The organism is Pseudomonas sp. ICMP 8385, from assembly GCF_002699915.1.
GTDB classification, from domain to species: domain Bacteria; phylum Pseudomonadota; class Gammaproteobacteria; order Pseudomonadales; family Pseudomonadaceae; genus Aquipseudomonas; species Aquipseudomonas gessardii.
Window position 1 is genome coordinate 69,570 of record NZ_LKBY01000094.1, and the last position, 13,808, is coordinate 83,377.

Annotated in this window: 18 protein-coding genes and 1 tRNA gene; 5 read left to right on the top strand and 14 right to left on the bottom strand. The window is 57.9% G+C overall.

Features of this window, described 5'->3' with window-relative positions; all coding sequences use genetic code 11:
- The first annotated feature begins 69 nt into the window (after positions 1 to 69).
- Both AO268_RS33165 and AO268_RS12730 read left to right on the top strand, forming a co-directional pair.
- Positions 70 to 456 (top strand): helix-turn-helix transcriptional regulator, encoded by a 387-nt coding sequence (locus tag AO268_RS33165; RefSeq protein ID WP_236301007.1) that lies wholly within the window; start codon positions 70 to 72, stop codon positions 454 to 456.
- Positions 342 to 1,505, top strand: coding sequence for a tyrosine-type recombinase/integrase (locus AO268_RS12730; protein ID WP_236301010.1), 1,164 nt, complete (start codon positions 342 to 344; stop codon positions 1,503 to 1,505). Before AO268_RS33165 ends, AO268_RS12730 begins: the two co-directional genes overlap by 115 nt.
- Positions 1,506 to 1,584: 79 nt before the next feature.
- Here the strand turns inward: AO268_RS12730 and AO268_RS12735 are convergent.
- The 9 genes from AO268_RS12735 to thrS all read right to left on the bottom strand — a co-directional run bounded on the left by AO268_RS12735 (position 1,585) and on the right by thrS (position 9,040).
- Positions 1,585 to 1,661, bottom strand: a tRNA-Pro gene (locus AO268_RS12735).
- A gap of 90 nt (positions 1,662 to 1,751) precedes the next feature.
- On the bottom strand, positions 1,752 to 2,108 hold the full coding sequence (locus tag AO268_RS12740; protein ID WP_003174972.1) for a MerR family transcriptional regulator: 357 nt from the start codon (positions 2,106 to 2,108) through the stop codon (positions 1,752 to 1,754).
- The gene (gene ihfA, locus AO268_RS12745) at positions 2,089 to 2,391 is read right to left on the bottom strand and encodes an integration host factor subunit alpha (RefSeq protein WP_002553164.1); all 303 of its coding nucleotides are present in this window, start codon (positions 2,389 to 2,391) and stop codon (positions 2,089 to 2,091) included. The genes AO268_RS12740 and ihfA overlap by 20 nt, the downstream gene beginning before the upstream one ends.
- A 3-nt stretch (positions 2,392 to 2,394) precedes the next feature.
- On the bottom strand, positions 2,395 to 4,773 hold the full coding sequence (gene pheT, locus AO268_RS12750) for a phenylalanine--tRNA ligase subunit beta (protein WP_099168894.1): 2,379 nt from the start codon (positions 4,771 to 4,773) through the stop codon (positions 2,395 to 2,397).
- A gap of 26 nt (positions 4,774 to 4,799) precedes the next feature.
- On the bottom strand, positions 4,800 to 5,816 hold the full coding sequence (pheS, locus tag AO268_RS12755) for a phenylalanine--tRNA ligase subunit alpha (protein ID WP_003203624.1): 1,017 nt from the start codon (positions 5,814 to 5,816) through the stop codon (positions 4,800 to 4,802).
- A 109-nt stretch (positions 5,817 to 5,925) separates the two neighbouring features.
- Positions 5,926 to 6,282 carry a 50S ribosomal protein L20 gene (gene rplT, locus AO268_RS12760; protein ID WP_003174975.1) on the bottom strand — a complete coding sequence of 119 codons (357 nt, stop codon included), beginning with the start codon at positions 6,280 to 6,282 and terminating at the stop codon, positions 5,926 to 5,928.
- 29 nt (positions 6,283 to 6,311) lie between these two features.
- Positions 6,312 to 6,506 (bottom strand): 50S ribosomal protein L35, encoded by a 195-nt coding sequence (gene rpmI / locus AO268_RS12765; protein WP_002553160.1) that lies wholly within the window; start codon positions 6,504 to 6,506, stop codon positions 6,312 to 6,314.
- A gap of 60 nt (positions 6,507 to 6,566) precedes the next feature.
- The gene (gene infC, locus AO268_RS12770; RefSeq protein WP_169851780.1) at positions 6,567 to 7,118 is read right to left on the bottom strand and encodes a translation initiation factor IF-3; all 552 of its coding nucleotides are present in this window, start codon (positions 7,116 to 7,118) and stop codon (positions 6,567 to 6,569) included.
- A complete protein-coding gene (gene thrS, locus AO268_RS12775; protein WP_076964963.1) occupies positions 7,118 to 9,040 on the bottom strand; it encodes a threonine--tRNA ligase in 1,923 nt (640 codons plus the stop codon). Before thrS ends, infC begins: the two co-directional genes overlap by 1 nt.
- Before the next feature lie 349 nt (positions 9,041 to 9,389).
- Here thrS and AO268_RS12780 point away from each other — a divergent pair, with 349 nt between their 5' ends.
- Together AO268_RS12780 and AO268_RS12785 are read left to right on the top strand one after the other, a co-directional pair.
- On the top strand, positions 9,390 to 9,701 hold the full coding sequence (locus AO268_RS12780; protein ID WP_076964964.1) for a hypothetical protein: 312 nt from the start codon (positions 9,390 to 9,392) through the stop codon (positions 9,699 to 9,701).
- A gap of 289 nt (positions 9,702 to 9,990) precedes the next feature.
- Entirely contained in the window at positions 9,991 to 10,203 is a 213-nt protein-coding gene (locus AO268_RS12785) for a cold-shock protein (RefSeq protein ID WP_003179963.1), read from the top strand.
- A 72-nt stretch (positions 10,204 to 10,275) separates the two neighbouring features.
- Here AO268_RS12785 and AO268_RS12790 read toward each other — a convergent pair whose 3' ends face one another.
- Both AO268_RS12790 and AO268_RS12795 read right to left on the bottom strand, forming a co-directional pair.
- Positions 10,276 to 10,596: an I78 family peptidase inhibitor gene (locus AO268_RS12790; RefSeq protein ID WP_076964965.1), complete on the bottom strand. Its 321-nt coding sequence runs from the start codon at positions 10,594 to 10,596 to the stop codon at positions 10,276 to 10,278.
- A 148-nt stretch (positions 10,597 to 10,744) separates the two neighbouring features.
- Positions 10,745 to 11,050: a hypothetical protein gene (locus tag AO268_RS12795; protein WP_076964966.1), complete on the bottom strand. Its 306-nt coding sequence runs from the start codon at positions 11,048 to 11,050 to the stop codon at positions 10,745 to 10,747.
- Between the two features lie 135 nt (positions 11,051 to 11,185).
- Here AO268_RS12795 and AO268_RS12800 point away from each other — a divergent pair, with 135 nt between their 5' ends.
- Positions 11,186 to 11,398 carry a hypothetical protein gene (locus AO268_RS12800; protein ID WP_099168895.1) on the top strand — a complete coding sequence of 71 codons (213 nt, stop codon included), beginning with the start codon at positions 11,186 to 11,188 and terminating at the stop codon, positions 11,396 to 11,398.
- A gap of 33 nt (positions 11,399 to 11,431) precedes the next feature.
- Here AO268_RS12800 and AO268_RS12805 read toward each other — a convergent pair whose 3' ends face one another.
- From AO268_RS12805 to rbsK, 3 genes are read right to left on the bottom strand one after another with little or no spacing between them, the layout of a single operon-like run.
- Complete coding sequence (locus AO268_RS12805) at positions 11,432 to 12,460, bottom strand: nucleoside hydrolase (protein WP_099168896.1); 1,029 nt, start codon at positions 12,458 to 12,460, stop codon at positions 11,432 to 11,434.
- A 28-nt stretch (positions 12,461 to 12,488) separates the two neighbouring features.
- On the bottom strand, positions 12,489 to 12,887 hold the full coding sequence (gene rbsD, locus AO268_RS12810) for a D-ribose pyranase (RefSeq protein ID WP_076964969.1): 399 nt from the start codon (positions 12,885 to 12,887) through the stop codon (positions 12,489 to 12,491).
- On the bottom strand, positions 12,884 to 13,801 hold the full coding sequence (gene rbsK, locus AO268_RS12815; protein ID WP_099168897.1) for a ribokinase: 918 nt from the start codon (positions 13,799 to 13,801) through the stop codon (positions 12,884 to 12,886). The genes rbsD and rbsK overlap by 4 nt, the downstream gene beginning before the upstream one ends.
- Positions 13,802 to 13,808 lie beyond the last annotated feature (7 nt).

The window sequence follows — 13,808 nt, forward strand, 5'->3', positions numbered from 1 at the left end:
CCCAGCGCGGCAAGGACACCCAATGACGAAAAATTCAGCTCGGCCCGTAATGGGCTGCGGGAGATAGCTATGGGCGCTCAACAGCTGATCCCTAGATTCATCAGGGCAAAGGAAGCACCTGGATACCTGGGCATGTGCCGGGCAATTTTCGACGAGACCGTCAGGCCATTCGTCAGCGAGTTCCCCATCGGCGGGCGCGGCGTCGGGTTTGACCGCCAGGAACTGGACGACTGGGCCACGGCATATGTCGAGGCAAAGGCGATTGATAAAAAAGGCGCAACGGAGCAACAATCGCCCCGCAGCGAGCGCCAGAAAGGAGATAAATCATGGCGCGAAAATCGATCACAGGCCTTTCCCAAAGGAAAGGTATCTGGCATATCGACAAGAAAATCAACGGAGAACGACTTTACGAAAGCACTGGAACTGGTGACCGGGAAGAAGCGGAGCGCTACCTGATCTACCGGCTGGAGCAGATCCGGCAGCAGAAGGTCTACGGCGTGAAGAAGGTCAGGATCTGGCGGGAGGCGGCGACTCGCTTCCTGCTGGAGTTCAAAGACCAGCCGTCTATCAAGCTTTCGGCGCATCACCTTTCGCAGCTCGACCCATTCATTGGCGACATGCCGCTTACCCACATTGATGACCAGGCCCTGGCGCCATTCATCAAGGATAGGTTGGCTACGAAGAAGCTGGAAGACGGGAAGGTAAAGAAGGGTGTCAGCAATAGAACGGTAAACATCTCGATCGAGCGTGTGGTTCGGGTTTTATCGTTGTGTGCCAGGAAGTGGCGAGACGATGAGCGAAGACCGTGGCTGGATAGCGTGCCGATGCTCACGAAGCTGGAAGAGAAGAAGTCGAGCCGCAAGCCGTACCCGATGTCATGGCCGGAGCAGTCGATTCTTTTTGGGGAGTTGCCGGCGCACCTGCAAACGATGGCGCTGTTCAAGGTGAACACCGGCACGCGGGAGCAAGAGGTCTGCAAACTGAGGTGGGATTGGGAGATTTCGGTGCCGGAACTCGGCACCAGCGTATTTCTGATACCTGCCGACTTTGGTGGGCGGCATGAGCGCTCTGGCGTGAAGAACGGCGACGAGCGGCTGGTGGTGCTGAACAGCGTGGCCAGGTCGATCATCGATAAGCAGCGCGGTATCAGCAAGGAATGGGTATTCCCATACAACGGCACCGCGATGCACCGCATGAACGACTCGGCCTGGAAGAAGGCTCGGGTGAGAGCGGCGAAACTCTGGCAGGAGGAAAACCTTCGCCCCGCTCACCCTGGATATGCATCCATAAGGATCCATGACCTTAAACATACGTTTGGCCGGCGGCTGCGCGCAGCAGGCGTAACCGAGGAAGACCGCAAGGCCCTTTTGGGGCACAAGAACGGCAGCATCACCAGTCACTACTCGGGCGCTGAGCTCGGGCATCTGATTGAAGCTGCGAACATGGTATCAGCAACCGATTCTCGCGGACCGGTCCTGACAATTTTGAAGAGGAAGCAGGCGTGAGAAAACGACAAGTCACGCAAATGTCACGCACATGAAAAAGGCCAATGCTGTGAACATTGGCCTAAGTCATTGAATTATATGGTCGGGACGGAGTGATTCGAACACTCGACCCCTAGCACCCCATGCTAGTGCGCTACCGGACTGCGCTACGCCCCGACTAGGCGTGAAACTGGGTTCGCTTCGTAACGAAGCGATCAAGAATATACCGCAAGCATTTGAAATGTGGAAGTATTTTAAAGGCTTGTTTCACTTTTTCAAAACCACCAGTACATCTTCCAGTTCCGAGATCATCTGGCGGATCAGTTGTTTGTATTGGGTGGTGTCGTCTTTGGCCTCATCACCGGACATACGCTGGCGTGCGCCGCTGATGGTGAACCCCTGGTCGTACAGCAACGCACGGATCTGTCGGATCATCAGCACATCCTGGCGCTGATAATACCGACGGTTCCCGGTGCGTTTGACGGGGTTGAGTTGAGGAAACTCCTGCTCCCAATAGCGCAGTACGTGCGGTTTTACCGCACACAGCTCGCTGACTTCACCAATGGTGAAGTAGCGTTTGCCTGGGATGACGGGTAGCTCGTCGTTATGACTTGGTTCCAGCATAAGCCTCAACTCGGGCCTTCAACTTCTGCCCTGGACGAAAGGTGACCACACGGCGAGCCGTGATCGGGATTTCTTCTCCCGTTTTTGGATTGCGGCCAGGCCGCTGGCGTTTGTCCCGCAGGTCAAAATTGCCGAAACCGGACAATTTGACCTGTTCGTTGTCTTCCAGAGCGTGCCTGATTTCTTCAAAAAAAAGCTCGACCAATTCCTTGGCCTCACGCTTGTTCAGACCCAACTCTTCGTACAGACGTTCCGCCATCTCAGCTTTCGTCAAAGCCCCCATACGTCACTTCCTTAACGTGGCGTTCAACCTTTGTTCGAGCGAGGTGAGGATATTTTGCGTCGTGGTATTCACCTCATCGTCATTAAGAGTGCGCGATGGATGCTGCCAGGTCAAGCCAACTGCAAGGCTTTTTCTATGCGGATCAATGCCTTTACCCTGATAGACGTCAAATAGCCTGAGGTCCGTCAGCCATTCGCCTGCATTTTCTCGGATTACTTCCAGCACGGCGCTGGCCGCCACATCACGATCGGCCACCAGGGCCAGGTCACGACGCACTTCCGGGAAACGCGACAGTTCGCTGAACTTAGGCATCTTGCCCGCGGCAACTTCAGCCAATACCAGCTCGAAGACGAAGACCGGACGGTCAAGACCGAGAGTTTTCGACAATTCCGGGTGGATGGCACCGACGAAACCGACCAGCCGACCTTCACGCTCGATGCGCGCAGTCTGGCCTGGATGCAATGCCGGGTGACTGCCAGGAACAAACGCGAAAGCATCCAGCGCGCCAGCAAAGCCCAGCACCGCTTCCACGTCAGCCTTGACGTCGAAGAAGTCCACGGGATCGCGACCCTGTGCCCAGCCTTCCGGCAGGCGGCTGCCGCAGACGACGCCGGCCAGCATCGGCTCTTGCTTCAGGCCGTCCAGTTGGCCGACAAAGCGCAGGCCGCTTTCAAACATGCGCACGCGGTCCTGCTGACGGTTCAGGTTGTGGGAAAGTGCTTTCACCAGGCCTGGCCACAGGGACGAACGCATGGCCGCCATGTCGTTGGAGATTGGGTTGGCCAGCAACAGCGGCTCGACACCCGGGCTGAACAGTTCAAACTGCTTGGGATCGATGAAACTGTAGGTCACCGCTTCCTGGTAACCGCGTGCGACCAGCAGGCGACGCAGCTCTGGCAGGTGCGCACGGGCTTCGGCCTTGGGTTGCGGGGCCAGGCGCGCTTGCGGGTAACGAACCGGCAGGCGGTTGTAGCCGTACAGGCGGGCCAGTTCTTCGATCAGGTCGACTTCAAGGCTGATATCGAAGCGATGGCTTGGCACTGCTACGCGCCACTGCCCTGCCCCATCAGCACTGATGCCCAGGCCAAGGCCAGTCAGCAGGCGGACGATTTGCGCTTCTTCAATCACCAGGCCGAGCATTTGCTCGACGCGCTGGGCGCGCAGTGTCACCGGCGCAATCGACGGCAGGTGCTGCTCGCTGACGGTCTCGGTGATCGGACCGGCTTCACCGCCGGTGATTTCCAGCAGCAGGCCAGTGGCGCGCTCCATGGCTTCACGGGCCAGTTGCCAGTCCACGCCACGCTCGTAGCGGTGCGAGGCATCGGTGTGCAGGCCGTAGGAACGAGCCTTACCCGCCACAGCGATCTGGTCGAAGAACGCACTTTCAAGGAATAGGTCGCGAGTGGTCGCCGAGACACCACTGTGCTCACCGCCCATCACACCGGCAATGGCCAGGGCCCGGGAGTGGTCAGCGATCACCAGGGTATCGCTGCGCAGGGTCACTTCCTGGCCATCGAGCAAGACCAGTTTTTCGCCTTCCTCGGCCATGCGCACGCGGATCCCGCCGTTGATCTCGGCCAGATCGAAAGCGTGCAGCGGTTGACCCAGCTCCAGCATCACGTAGTTGGTGATGTCGACGGCGGCATCGATGCTGCGCACATCGGCACGCCGCAGGCGCTCGACCATCCACAGCGGGGTTGGCCGGGACAGGTCGACATTGCGGATGACACGGCCCAGGTAGCGCGGGCACGCGTTTGGCGCCAGCACTTCGATGGAACGCACTTCGTCGTGGACTGCCGCAACGGCCGCAACCACCGGACGCGTGACAGGCACGTCGTACAGTGCGCCGACTTCACGGGCCAGGCCGGCCAGGGACAGGCAGTCGCCACGGTTCGGGGTCAAGTCGACTTCGATGCTGGCGTCTTCCAGGTCCAGGTAGACACGGATGTCCTGGCCCACGGGCGCGTCAGCCGGCAGCTCCATCAAACCATCATTACCTTCGCCAACCTGCAACTCCGCCTGGGAGCACAGCATGCCGTTGGACTCAACGCCACGCAGCTTGGCTTTCTTGATCTTGAAATCACCGGGCAGCTCGGCACCGATCATGGCGAACGGGATCTTCAGGCCCGGGCGCACGTTTGGCGCTCCGCACACGACCTGGAAGGTTTGCGCGCCATTGCTGACTTGGCATACACGCAGTTTGTCGGCGTCGGGGTGCTGCTCGGTGCTCAGCACCTCGCCCACTACCACGCCACTGAAAACACCGGCGGCCGGCGTAACGCTATCGACCTCAAGACCGGCCATCGACAGACGAGCAACCAGCTCATCGCGATTTACCTGCGGGCTTACCCAGCCACGCAGCCATTGTTCACTGAATTTCATCCTGCTCTCCTAAAGGTTCGTTACGACTAGCGAAATTGCGCGAGGAACCGCAAGTCGTTGTCGAAGAACAGGCGCAAGTCGTTCACGCCGTAACGCAGCATGGCCAGACGCTCAACGCCCATGCCGAAGGCAAAGCCCGAGAACTCTTCCGGGTCGATCCCGGACATGCGCAGCACGTTGGGATGAACCATGCCGCAACCCATGACTTCCAGCCAGCCGGTCTGTTTGCAGACACGGCAGCCTTTACCGCTGCACATCACGCATTCCATATCGACTTCGGCGGATGGCTCGGTGAACGGGAAGTAGGACGGACGGAAACGTACCGCCAGCTCTTTTTCAAAGAACACCCGCAGGAATTCTTCGATGGTGCCTTTGAGGTCGGCGAAATTGATGTCGCGATCCACCAGCAGGCCTTCGACCTGGTGGAACATCGGCGAGTGGGTGATATCGGAGTCGCTACGGTACACACGGCCTGGGCAGACGATGCGGATCGGCGGCTGCTGCGATTCCATGGTGCGGACCTGTACCGGCGAGGTATGGGTGCGCAACAGCATGTTCGCATTGAAATAGAAGGTGTCGTGCATCGACCGGGCCGGGTGATGGCCTGGGATGTTGAGCGCCTCGAAATTGTGATAGTCGTCTTCGACCTCAGGGCCTTCGGCAATGCCGTAGCCGATATGGGTGAAGAACTGCTCGATACGTTCCAGAGTCCGGGTAACCGGATGCAGGCCGCCTGAGGTCTGGCCGCGGCCAGGCAGGGTCACGTCAATGGACTCGGCGGCGAGCTTGGCCGCAAGATCGGCCTCCTCGAACAACGCCTTGCGCGCATTGAGAACCTCTGTGACACGCTCCTTGGCAACGTTGATCAGCGCGCCGACTTGCGGGCGCTCTTCTGCTGGCAGATTGCCCAGGGTCTTCATCACCTGAGTCAATTCACCTTTCTTGCCAAGGTAGTGAACCCGGATTTGCTCCAGGGCATTGATATCTTCAGCGCTTTGCACAGCCTCAAGAGCTTGAGCGACCAGCGCGTCCAGGTTTTCCATGTACAGACTCCAGATACAAAATAGGGGAAGAGCTTGAAGGCTCTTCCCCTATTTATGACGTTTACCACCTTGGGCTACAGGAGTAACCCAGGGTGACTGTCGGGGGTACTTAAGCCAAGGTGGCTTTAGCTTTCTCGACAATCGCAGCAAACACCGCTTTTTCGTTCACGGCCAGTTCAGCCAGAACCTTACGGTCGATTTCGATGGACGCTTTTTTCAGGCCAGCGATGAAACGGCTGTAGGACAGACCGTTAACACGTGCACCAGCATTGATACGAGCGATCCACAGAGCGCGGAACTGACGTTTTTTCTGACGACGGTCACGGTAGGCGTATTGGCCTGCCTTGATTACCGCTTGCTTGGCAACACGGAATACGCGTGAACGCGCGCCGTAGTAGCCTTTAGCGAGTTTCAGAATTTTTTTGTGACGCTTACGGGCAATGACGCCACGCTTTACACGAGCCATGAGTTACTTCCTCTATTCTTGATCCAAAATTAACGAAGGCGCAGCATGCGCTCGACTTTTGCCACGTCAGACGGATGCAGCAAGCTGCTACCGCGCAGTTGACGCTTACGCTTGGTCGACATTTTGGTCAGGATGTGGCTCTTGAAAGCGTGCTTGTGCTTGATACCGTTAGCAGTTTTCAGAAACCGCTTAGCAGCACCACTTTTAGTCTTCATCTTTGGCATGTTCGGATACTCCGCATTCAGTTGATAAACATAATCAGAAGGCCTGCCGTGCCCTATTGATTACTTCTTCTTTTTCGGGGCGATGACCATGATCAGCTGGCGTCCTTCCATCTTAGGATGCTGTTCGACGGAACCGTACTCCAGCAGGTCAGCTTCAACCCGCTTGAGGAGTTCCATACCCAGCTCCTGGTGGGCCATCTCACGGCCGCGGAATCGCAAGGATACCTTGGCCCTGTCCCCATCACTCAGGAAACGTACCAGGTTGCGCAGTTTTACCTGGTAATCCCCTTCCTCCGTCCCTGGACGAAACTTGATTTCTTTAACCTGGATCTGCTTCTGGTTTTTCTTGGCTGCGGCAATCTGCTTCTTCTTCTCGAAGATCGATTTGCCGTAATCCATCAGCTTGCAGACAGGCGGTACAGCATCGGCGGAAATTTCCACCAAATCGAGCTTGGCTTCTTCAGCCTTAAGAAGCGCGTCTTCAATTGACACAATCCCAAGCTGCTCACCCTCAGCCCCAATTAACCGAACCTCGCGTGCCGAGATATTCTCGTTGATCGGGGCTTTCGGTGCAGCTCGTTTATCTTGTCTCATTTCACGCTTAATAATAATTACTCCGAATCTGGGCGACCACGCCGGGAAACCGCTTGCGCGAGGAACTCAGCGAACTGGGCGACGGGCATCGAGCCCAGGTCAGCACCTTCGCGAGTACGCACAGCGACAGTCTGCATCTCGACTTCCCGATCTCCGATAACCAAAAGATAGGGAACCTTGAGCAAAGTATGCTCGCGGATTTTAAAGCCGATCTTTTCATTTCTCAAGTCGGACTTGGCACGAAATCCGCTTTCGTTGAGTGTTTTTTCAACTTCAGCGGCAAAATCGGCCTGTTTATCAGTGATATTCATGATCACTGCCTGGGTCGGAGCCAGCCACGCAGGGAACGCGCCCTCGTAGTGCTCGATCAGGATCCCGACGAACCGCTCGAACGAGCCGAGGATCGCCCGGTGCAACATAACCGGGTGTTTACGGCTGTTGTCTTCGGAGACGTATTCGGCTCCCAGACGGATCGGCAGGTTAAAATCGAGCTGCAAGGTACCACATTGCCAGACACGGCCAAGGCAATCTTTCAGCGAAAATTCGATTTTAGGACCGTAGAAGGCCCCCTCACCCGGTTGCAGATCGTACGCAAGGCCCGCGCTATCTAGCGCTGCGGCCAATGCAGCTTCGGCGCGATCCCACAGCTCGTCGGAGCCAACGCGTTTTTCCGGACGAGTGGACAGCTTCATCTCGACCTCGGTAAAGCCGAAATCGCGATAGACGTCCATGGTCAGCTTGATGAACGCAGCGGATTCGGCCTGCATCTGCTCTTCGGTGCAGAAGATGTGGGCGTCGTCCTGGGTGAAGCCGCGCACACGCATAATGCCGTGCAGCGCACCCGATGGCTCGTTACGGTGGCAGGCACCGAACTCGGCCAGGCGCATCGGCAGCTCGCGGTAGCTTTTCAAGCCCTGATTGAACACTTGCACGTGGCACGGGCAGTTCATCGGCTTGATAGCGTAGTCGCGGCTTTCCGACTCGGTGGTGAACATATTGTCGGCGTAGTTGGCCCAGTGCCCGGATTTCTCCCACAGGCTGCGGTCAACCACCTGCGGCGTCTTGATCTCCAGGTAGCCGTTTTCACGTTGCACCTTGCGCATGTACTGCTCAAGCACCTGGTACAGGGTCCAGCCGTTCGGGTGCCAGAACACCATGCCCGGCGCTTCTTCCTGGAGGTGGAACAGGTTCAGGCGCTTGCCGATCTTGCGGTGGTCGCGCTTCTCGGCTTCTTCGATACGCTGGATGTAGGCCGCCAGCTGCTTCTTGTCAGCCCAGGCGGTACCGTAGACCCGTTGCAGTTGCTCGTTTTTCGCATCGCCGCGCCAGTAGGCGCCGGACAGCTTGGTCAGCTTGAACGACTTGAGGAAGCGCGTGTTCGGCACGTGCGGGCCACGGCACATGTCGACATATTCTTCGTGGTAATACAGGCCCATGGCCTGTTCGTCCGGCATGTCTTCCACCAGACGCAGTTTGTAGTCCTCGCCACGGGCGGTGAACACGTCGATCACTTCGGCGCGCGGCGTGACTTTCTTGATGACGTCGTAGTCTTTCTCGATCAGCGCATGCATGCGCGCTTCGATGGCCGCCATGTCGTCCGGCGTAAAAGGACGCTCGTAGGCGATATCGTAATAGAAGCCTTCGTCGATGACCGGGCCGATCACCATCTTCGCGGTGGGGTACAGCTGCTTGACCGCATGGCCAATCAGGTGTGCGCAAGAGTGGCGAATGATCTCCAGCCCCTCTTGATCCTTGGGCGTGATGATTTGCAAGGTGGCGTCGCTGGTGATCAGGTCGCTGGCGTCAACCAGCTTGCCGTCGACCTTGCCGGCCACGGTGGCCTTGGCCAGGCCTGCACCAATGGATGCGGCGACCTCGGCTACGGAAACCGGATGATCGAATGAACGTTGACTGCCGTCGGGAAGAGTAATAGTTGGCATGGCGCCTCCTCTCCTAGTGGTGACCCCTACCAAAGGTCACGTGGGTTGGGATGAGCCAGTACAAGATCCAACACCAGGCCGCTCATTGCTGAACGCCTGCCTTACAGCGGCAGGAGCCTTTCGGCCAACCGATAATCGAACCAGAGTGACTGGAGTTAAACAAAAGAGCCTGGCCAGAAAAAAGCCAGGTCGCTGATGCTAGCACAGATGAACGGTCAGGGTGCCGCCCCACGGCCGCGCAAAGGCAAACTCCAGGCTTTTACAGGCAAAAGTGAACTTGGGCTGTACGCCAGGCCTCAAACACACTGAAAATCGCCGTCCGTCATCTCGACTCAAGGAGCATCTAACCATGCGCAGCACCTCGATCTTCGCCCTTGCCGCTTCCCTGGCCCTGTTCTCGATTGGCGCACAAGCCGCCGCCCCCTCCAACTGGCCTGCCGGTGCCCGGGATGGCTTCGTCCAGGACTGCAGCGCCGCCGCCAGCCAGAACGTTGATGTCAAAACCGCCAAAGCCCATTGCGAATGCGGCGCGGACAAGATCAACGCGGAATTGAGCACTGCGGAAATCAAAGAACTGATGACCAACAAGAACGCCAGCCCGGAGCTTAAAAACAAAGCAGTGGCGGCTATTTCGTCCTGCAAAGTCGTGAAGAAAAAGTAAGCCAGGCAGCCAATCAGACGGCCAATTGGCCCTGAAAACGGCCTGAAAATCGCCATTTCTCACAATTTACATTGCTTTTACGGCTTTTTTTACCAGTCGACATTTCACGCTAAAGCCCCGTAAACCGGGGCTTACAGCCAACCACGGCACTGCAGGCAACGCGATTGGTTAGCAAACAGTGCCTTGGGGGGGCTCCCAAGTCGAACATTTCGACTATGATACCCCGGTGTGCCCAGTTGGCCTGAGCAGCACAGCACTACTGAAAATATATGTTTCTTGGAGATACACCATGTCTAATCGCCAAACCGGCACCGTTAAATGGTTCAACGATGAAAAAGGCTTCGGCTTCATCACTCCTCAAGGTGGCGGTGACGACCTGTTCGTACACTTCAAAGCTATCGAAAGCGACGGTTTCAAAAGCCTGAAAGAAGGCCAAACCGTTTCCTTCGTGGCTGAGAAAGGCCAAAAGGGTATGCAAGCTGCACAGGTTCGCCCAGAGTAATTTCTGCGCCGATCTAAAAAACCCCGTCCATGTGACGGGGTTTTTTATGGCTCAGGCAAAAGCGTTGCGCTATCAACCGCAATTGATGCGGGTAATCACCAGGTTGTCATCGGTGTTGAGGTTCAAGCGATCAGAGCGGTATTCGAGGGTGACCATATCGTTGGGCTTGAGAATACGTGCATTCTGCGCGCCTGCGCGGGTACGGGCCTGTTCCAGCAGTTGTGGCGAGGCCTTCTGGCCGATTGCAAACTGCGCAGCCTTCGCTTCGCAGCGCGTATGAACAGGCTCAGCCACGGCCGTGTCTTTGGCTGGCTCAGAGGTACCCGAAGTGCTGCAACCCGCCAGGACAGCTGCTGCCAACAAAGTACCGAATGATGCGAGCTTCCAAGGCATGAAGCCTCCTTTGATAAAAAATGGACAGAGATCGTGCGACCGTGATTTGGCCAATTGGTTTCAGAATTGTCACAATTGGCCGTAGGCAAGTCTGCCTGACTCAACACCATGGCCCGATGAATCAATCGTCACCAGATATGAATAAGTGTCAGTAGATATCGATGTAGTCAAACGACGGCTTCGGCCAGTTCTGCTTCAGCGCATTGAAAATCTGCATCACCCATACCTCATCACTGGCCGCCACCTTGCCCACATAGCCCGACCCTGCCGCCCAGGTCTCCAGGCGAAACAGCAACCCATCAACCTGCATGCCTCCTACCACGCAGGAAGAAATATAGGCGATACCGGCCTTGGTAACCCGTAGCTGGGTGTGCTGATCGTCACTGGCACTGGCAATCATTTGGCGAACAGCTGCCAATGTGAGGTTCTTGGGGTTGGTCAAATCGATGTGCACGCGGCTTGTCCTGGCAGTTAAACAGAGCACCAGTGTCGCACAGCGCCCTCCTCATGCCTAAGTAGCCGTGCCAAACGCAGCGCAAAATGGTTAACTCTGTAGGCCAGTCCAGCCTATGCGAGCCGCGAGAACCCGATGACCATCGTTACCATCAATGCCGATATCAAGGCCAAGTGGCCCCAAGGGCAAAGTTCCTACAGCCCTGGCAGCCCGGAAGAGTTGGCAATCATCGGCATAGACCTGCTGGTCAAGGAGCTGGGCACCCAAGCCGCGCAAGCCTTTATCGGCCAGGTATTCGAGAAATACCCGGCCGAGCACATGGGGGTCGAAGACCCCCTGCGCGAATAGACGCCGGCCAGCGAGCGCCGACCGACAAGCCGCTTACTTCAGGCGCGCGAGGCGCTCGGTGAGCAGGTCGAAAAAGCCCTGGGCATTGCCGTTTTCCACCCAATACACATTCTTGTCGTGCTTGAGGCCATCGTACCAATCGACGATGGTCTGGCCGAAGGTCGGGCCTTCACGGCTATCAACCACCATATTGGCCTGGCGCCCGGTAAACAGCTCAGGCTTGAGCAGATAAGCGATCACAGTGGCATCGTGCACCGGGCCACCCGACATACCGTAGTGCTCCATATCGCCCTTGACGTATTCGTTGAGAATATCGCCGACCACTTTGCTGGCATTGTTCTTCAGGTCAGCGATTTTCTGCAGGCGCGCTTCGCTGGTGAGGATCTTGTGGGTCACATCCAGCGGCAGGTAGGTCAGCTTGACACCACTTTTAAGCACGATTTCAGCCGCCACCGGATCGGCAAACAGGTTGAACTCGGCCACCGGCGTAATATTGCCGCCATTGAAGTGCGCGCCGCCCATGACCACCACTTCCTTGATGCCCTGGGTGATATGTGGCGCCTGGGTCAGCGCCAGCGCCAGGTTGGTCTGTGGGCCGAGCATGGCAATGGTGATGCTATGGGGCTTGGCGGTGCTCAAGGTCTTGATCAGGTAGTCGACCGCATTGCCTTCGGCCAGGCCTTTTTTCGGCTCGTGCACGGTGACACCGGAAATGCCTTCCTTGCCATGGATGTTCTCGGCATAGATCGGCGTGCGCAGCAACGGCTGCGGCGCGCCGGCATACACGGGGATCTCTTCGCGCCCTGCCCACTCACGGGCCAGGCGCGCATTACGCGAGGTCTTGTCCAGCCGCACGTTGCCGGCCACGGTGGTCAATGCCCGAATGTCCAGCTCCTGCGGCGACGCCATCGCAAACAGCAACGCCACTACGTCATCAGCGCCCGGATCGGTATCAATGATCAGGTCGATTTTTTCCGCCGCCTGGGCGCTTGCAGCAGTTAGCACGGACAAAAGCAGCACACTCCGAAACAGATGTCGCAAGGTTGGGGTTCTACGTTGCATGACGCACTCCTTGTCACTGTGGGAAAAACTAGAAAGTCACGCCAGACACCAGCGCGATATTGCAGTAGGGCTGGCACTCGCCAGTACGCACCACCGCGCGCGCCTTGTGGCTGAGCGATTTGAACGCTTCATGACTGAGCAGATGGCGCTCACCCAACTCGCCATCCAGCGCGTTGAGACCAGCCAGGGCCGGCGGCTGCCGGAGCAGGATTTCCTCGGCCAATACGTGGCTTTCAACCTGCATCTCGCTGAGCACCACGCGCAGGGTGCTGATGAAATCGGGGATGCCCTGGGTCAGCGCCAGATCGATCAATTCCACACCCGGCGGCACCGGCAGGCCGGCATCGCCGATCACCAGGATGTCGCCATGCCCCAGGGAGGCGATCAGTCGCGACAGGGCAATATTGAGCAGGGGCGTCTTTTTCATGGGTGAACAAAGCCTTGAACGTCGTGCAACGTAGGAATAGAGGGTTGCGCCCCGGCACGGGTGACCGACAGGGCCGCCGCAACCTGGCCAAAACGGATGGCCTCAGCCTCGCTCTGGCCGTTGGCCAGCGCTGCCGCAAAGCCGCCGACAAAAGTGTCGCCCGCCGCCGTGGTATCCACGGCCTGGACCTTGGGCGCCAGCAGATGCTCGAAACCCCGGCCATCGGCGAGCAGCGCGCCCTGCGAGCCAAGAGTCACGATCACCTTGCCCGCCCCGGCTTTTAGCAGATGAGTGGCCGCGACCCTCGCCGCGTCCAGGGAATCCACCGGTACGCCGCTCAAGGCCGACACTTCGCTTTCGTTGGGGATCAGGTAATCGATGGCGGCGTACCAGTCTGCCGGCAATGGGCCGCTGGCCGGCGCCGGGTTGAGGATCACCGTCTTGCCCAATTCGCGACCGCGCTTGAGGGCATAGCCCACGGTGTCCATGGGCACTTCTAACTGGCAGACAATCACCCTGGCCGCCTGCAGCACCGCATCGAACGCCAGCAGCGAGGCAGGTGTCAGTTGGCTATTACTGCCAGCCACAATCACGATCGCATTCTGGCTGCTGTCATCGACCACAATCAGCGCGACGCCACTGGAGCCCTGCACCTCACTGACGGCCTGGCAGTCAATACCTTCAACCACCAACGCATCGCGCAACTGCGCGCCATAGGCATCGCTGCCCACGCAGCCGATCATTGCCACCTCAGCACCGAGACGCGCCGCCGCGACCGCCTGGTTGGCGCCCTTGCCGCCCGGGACAGTGGCAAACGACTGACCGACCAGGGTCTCACCGGCACGGGGCAGCCGGCTGGCCCGGGTCACCAGGTCCATATTCAGGCTGCCTACTACCACTACTGTTGCTGGCATACATCAA

Excerpts from the sequence above, each read along its gene's own strand:
- AO268_RS33165 (WP_236301007.1), top strand. The coding sequence starts at position 70 with ATGGGCGCTCAACAGCTGATCCCTAGATTCATCAGGGCAAAGGAAGCA.
- rbsD (WP_076964969.1), bottom strand. The coding sequence starts at position 12,887 with ATGAAAAAGACGCCCCTGCTCAATATTGCCCTGTCGCGACTGATCGCC.
- thrS (WP_076964963.1), bottom strand. The coding sequence starts at position 9,040 with ATGCCAACTATTACTCTTCCCGACGGCAGTCAACGTTCATTCGATCAT.
- rbsK (WP_099168897.1), bottom strand. The coding sequence starts at position 13,801 with ATGCCAGCAACAGTAGTGGTAGTAGGCAGCCTGAATATGGACCTGGTG.
- AO268_RS12800 (WP_099168895.1), top strand. The coding sequence starts at position 11,186 with ATGACCATCGTTACCATCAATGCCGATATCAAGGCCAAGTGGCCCCAA.
- AO268_RS12780 (WP_076964964.1), top strand. The coding sequence starts at position 9,390 with ATGCGCAGCACCTCGATCTTCGCCCTTGCCGCTTCCCTGGCCCTGTTC.
- AO268_RS12790 (WP_076964965.1), bottom strand. The coding sequence starts at position 10,596 with ATGCCTTGGAAGCTCGCATCATTCGGTACTTTGTTGGCAGCAGCTGTC.
- pheT (WP_099168894.1), bottom strand. The coding sequence starts at position 4,773 with ATGAAATTCAGTGAACAATGGCTGCGTGGCTGGGTAAGCCCGCAGGTA.
- AO268_RS12740 (WP_003174972.1), bottom strand. The coding sequence starts at position 2,108 with ATGCTGGAACCAAGTCATAACGACGAGCTACCCGTCATCCCAGGCAAA.
- AO268_RS12805 (WP_099168896.1), bottom strand. The coding sequence starts at position 12,460 with ATGCAACGTAGAACCCCAACCTTGCGACATCTGTTTCGGAGTGTGCTG.
- AO268_RS12785 (WP_003179963.1), top strand. The coding sequence starts at position 9,991 with ATGTCTAATCGCCAAACCGGCACCGTTAAATGGTTCAACGATGAAAAA.
- pheS (WP_003203624.1), bottom strand. The coding sequence starts at position 5,816 with ATGGAAAACCTGGACGCGCTGGTCGCTCAAGCTCTTGAGGCTGTGCAA.
- rpmI (WP_002553160.1), bottom strand. The coding sequence starts at position 6,506 with ATGCCAAAGATGAAGACTAAAAGTGGTGCTGCTAAGCGGTTTCTGAAA.
- ihfA (WP_002553164.1), bottom strand. The coding sequence starts at position 2,391 with ATGGGGGCTTTGACGAAAGCTGAGATGGCGGAACGTCTGTACGAAGAG.
- rplT (WP_003174975.1), bottom strand. The coding sequence starts at position 6,282 with ATGGCTCGTGTAAAGCGTGGCGTCATTGCCCGTAAGCGTCACAAAAAA.